Source organism: Streptomyces sp. NPDC059398 (assembly GCF_042751845.1).
Classification (GTDB): Bacteria; Actinomycetota; Actinomycetes; order Streptomycetales; family Streptomycetaceae; genus Streptomyces.
The window spans coordinates 1-4,158 of sequence record NZ_JBHYWP010000191.1; the positions used below are offsets into that span (position 1 = coordinate 1).

At 69.8% G+C, this 4,158-nt stretch carries 2 protein-coding genes; one reads left to right on the plus strand and one right to left on the minus strand.

Annotated features, from left to right (window positions below; genetic code table 11):
• Positions 1 to 58: 58 nt before the first annotated feature.
• Positions 59 to 2,692, minus strand: coding sequence for an FHA domain-containing protein (locus tag ACFXBC_RS34765; protein WP_385034019.1), 2,634 nt, complete (start codon positions 2,690 to 2,692; stop codon positions 59 to 61).
• A gap of 272 nt (positions 2,693 to 2,964) precedes the next feature.
• Between ACFXBC_RS34765 and serB the strand changes: the two genes are divergently transcribed.
• A partial coding sequence (serB, locus tag ACFXBC_RS34770) for a phosphoserine phosphatase SerB (RefSeq protein WP_385034022.1) occupies positions 2,965 to 4,158 on the plus strand: 1,194 nt, incomplete at its 3' end.

Consider the following 4,158-nt stretch of genomic DNA (forward strand, 5'->3'; position numbering starts at 1 on the left):
ACCCCACTGCGGGTGCCGCCCTTCGGCGCTGTTCCGGTCCGCCGGACTCCTCCGGCGGCTACTTGCGCATGACCTCGGGCTCGTGCCGGCGCAGCAGACGCGCCACCACGACACCGCAGACCACGCCGATGACGAGCAGGACCCCCATGTCCATCACCCAGGTCCCGAGCGTGTGGTCCCAGAGCGGGTCGGTGCTGCCGGGGTCCTTCTTGTTGGGCAGCAGCACGTTCAGCGACGCGGTGGCACCCGCGGCCGCCACCGCCCAGCGGGCGGGCATCAGGAAGGAGAACTGGTTGATGCCCGCGGCGCCGTTCAGGGTGAAGAGGCAGCCGGTGAAGACGACCTGTGTGATGGCGAACATGACGAGGAGCGGCATGGTCTTCTCGGAGGTCTTCACCAGCGAGGAGATGATCAGGCCGATCATCATCGAGGTGAGGCCGAGCGCCATGATCGGCAGGGTCATCTCGACCCGGGTGGAGGACGGGAAGACGACGCCCTCCGTCGGCGCGGTCTTCGTGCCGAAGCCGATACCGCCGATGATGGCGCCCTGCACCAGGGTGATCAGGCCGAGCACGATCACCTTGGACATCAGATAGGCGGAACGCGACAGACCGGTGGCCCGCTCCCGTTCGTAGATCACCCGTTCCTTGATCAGTTCTCGTACGGAGTTGGCCGCCCCGGCGAAACAGGCCCCCACCGCGAGGATCAGCAGGATCACCGCGCCGTCCCCGTTGCTGAGGTGCCCGGAGAGCGGGCCGAAGCCCAGTCCGTAATCCGTGGGGATCAGCGCCCCGACCGTGCCCAGCACCGCGGGCAGCAGCAGGGAGAGCGCCATGAAGCCCTTGTCCGAGACGATCACCGACACATAGCGGCGCATCAGGGTGAACAGCTGGGAGCCCCACGCCTGCGGCTTCGGCGGTCTCATCGACTGCGCGGACGGCATCTGGACCGACTGCACGGCGACCGCGTCGATGTCCGCCGCGTACATCTGGTAGTGCTGCGAACCGCGCCAGCGCCCCGCCCAGTCGTAGTCGCGGTAGTTCTCGAACGCCGAGAAGACATCGGCCCAGCTGCTGTAGCCGAAGAAGTTGAGTGCCTCCTCGGGCGGGCCGAAGTACGCGACTGAGCCGCCGGGCGCCATCACCAGGAGCTTGTCGCAGATGGCGAGCTCGGCCACGGAGTGGGTGACGACGAGGACCGTACGGCCGTCGTCGGCGAGGCCACGCAGCAGCTGCATGACATCGCGGTCCATGCCCGGGTCGAGCCCGGACGTCGGCTCGTCCAGGAAGATCAGCGACGGCTTGGTCAGCAGTTCGAGTGCGACCGAGACGCGCTTGCGCTGGCCACCGGAGAGGGAGGCGACCCTCTTCTCCTTGTGGATGTCCAGCTTCAGCTCGCGCAGCACCTCGTCGATGCGCGACGAGCGCTCCGCCTCGGTGGTGTCGGCGGGGAAGCGCAGCTTGGCCGCGTACTTCATCGCCTTACGGACCGTGAGTTCCTTGTGCAGGATGTCGTCCTGCGGGACCAGTCCGATGCGCTGGCGCAGCTCGGCGAACTGCTTGTACAGATTCCGGTTGTCGTAGAGGACATCGCCGCGGTTGGCGGGCCGGTAGCCGGTGAGCGCCTTGAGCAGGGTGGACTTCCCGGAGCCCGAGGGGCCGATGACCGCGATGAGCGACTTCTCGGGGACCCCGAACGAGACGTCCTTGAGGATGTCCTTGCCGCCGTCGACCGTCACCGTGAGGTGGCGGGCGGAGAAGGAGACCTCGCCGGTGTCGACGAACTCCTCAAGACGGTCGCCCACCAGCCGGAAGGTCGAGTGACCGACACCGACGATGTCGTTCGGGCCGATCAGGGCCGTGCCGGACTTCGCCATCGGCTGGCCGTTGATGTACGTGCCGTTGTGCGATCCGAGGTCCCGGATCTCGAAGCGGCCGTCCGGTGTCGCGACGAACTCGGCGTGGTTGCGGGAGACCTGGAGGTCGGAGACGACCAGTTCGTTCTCCAGCGCACGGCCGATGCGCATCACCCGGCCGAAGGCCAGCTGGTGGAAGGTGGTCGGGCTGCGGTCGCCGTAGGCCGGCGGGGCCCCCGCGCCCCCGTCCGCCGGTCCGCCCTGCGGGGGCACCTGGCCGTGCGGGGACACCTGGCCCTGCTGCGGCATCTGCCCCTGCGGCTGCTGCCAGCCCTGCGGGGCGGCGTCCGGCGGGGCGGCGTCCGGCGGGGCGCCATTCTGCGGAGGCCGGGCCGGGGCCCACTCCGCCGGGGCGCCCTGCTGCTGGGGAGGGGCGTACGCCGGTCCCTGCCCCTGGGCGGCCTGCGGGGCGTGCATCGGCGCGGCCGCCTGGGCCTGCGCGGGCGCCTGGGCCTGCGCGGGCGCCTGGCTCTGGGCGGCGGCAGCCGGGGCGGATACGGTCAGCAGCGGGCCGTCGGCCGCGTTGCCGAGGTGCACCGCGGAACCGGGACCTATCTCCAGTTGCTGGATCCGCTGCCCCTGCGCATAGGTGCCGTTGGTGGACCCGTGGTCCTCGATCACCCAGCCGCGGCCTCCCCAGCTGATGGTGGCGTGTCGCCACGAGACCCTGGCGTCGTCGACCGGCAGGTCCCCCTGCGGATCACGGCCGAGGGTGTACGACCTGGACGGGTCGAGCGTCCAGATCCTGCCATTCAGTTCAAGTACGAGTTCCGGCACTCCAGCCCCACTTGTTGTCCCCCGAAATACCCCCGTTGCAGGGAGTCTAGGGATGGCGAACATCCTGGGGAACTATTTCAGGCCCGGTGACGTATCGGGAAGCCGGGCCGTGTGACGACCGCGTACCAATGGGGTGGAGGGGCACCGGCCCCGGCGACGTCAGGGACAAATGGGGCCGAAGCCGCCGGTGCGCCGGGCGGCCCAGGTCCCGGCGTCCGGTCCTCGGGACAGCCCGGGTGCGGCACGCCCGGGACCTATACGGTGGGACCACCATGAGCGCATCTCAGCCAGCAGTCCACGAGGACTCCCCGACCCTTCTCGTCAAGATCTTCGGGAAGGACCGCCCCGGGCTCACCGCCGGGCTCTTCGACACCCTCGCCGCTTACGCAGTCGACGTCGTCGACATCGAGCAGGTGGTCACCCGTGGCCGGATCGTCCTGTGCGTACTCGTCACGGCTCCGGGCCCCGGCGGCAACGCCCAGGGCGAGCTGCGAGCGACCGTGCACAGCTGGGCCGAGTCCATCGGGATGGAGGCCGAGATCATCTCCGGTACCGGTGACAACCGGCCCCGGGGCAGCGGGCGTTCCCATGTGACCGTGCTCGGCAACCCGCTCACCGCCGAGTCGACCGCCGCCATAGCGGCCAGCATCACCGCCACGGGCGGCAACATCGACCGTATCTTCCGGCTGGCCAAGTACCCGGTGACCGCAGTGGAGTTCGCGGTGTCCGGGGTGGAGACCGAGCCGCTGCGCACGGCGCTCGCCATCGAGGCGTCGGTGCTCGGCGTGGATGTGGCCGTGATCTCGGCGGGGCTGCACCGCCGCGCCCAGCGGCTCGTCGTGATGGATGTGGACTCGACCGTCATCCAGGACGAGGTGATCGAACTCTTCGCCGCGCACGCGGGATGTGAGCAGGAGGTCGCGGAGGTGACGGCGCGCGCGATGCGTGGCGAGCTCGACTTCGAGCAGTCGCTGCACGCGCGGGTGGCGCTGCTGGCCGGGCTCGATGCCTCGGTCGTCGACAAGGTGCGGTCCGAGGTACGGCTCACTCCCGGTGCCCGCACCCTGATCCGTACGCTGAAGCGGCTCGGCTACCAAGTGGGCGTCGTCTCCGGCGGGTTCACCCAGGTCACCGATGACCTCAAGGGGCGCTTGGGCCTCGATTTCGCGTCGGCCAACACGCTGGAGATCGTGGACGGCAGGCTCACCGGGCGGGTCACCGGCGAGATCGTGGACCGCGCGGGGAAGGCACGGCTGCTGCGGCGCTTCGCCGCGGAGGCGGGTGTCCCGCTGGCGCAGACCGTCGCCATCGGGGACGGTGCCAACGACCTGGACATGCTCAACGCGGCGGGCCTCGGCGTCGCGTTCAACGCCAAGCCCGTGGTCCGCAAGGCGGCCGACACGGCGGTGAACGTGCCCTTCCTGGACACCGTGCTCTATCTGCTGGGCATCACCCGCGAAGAGGTC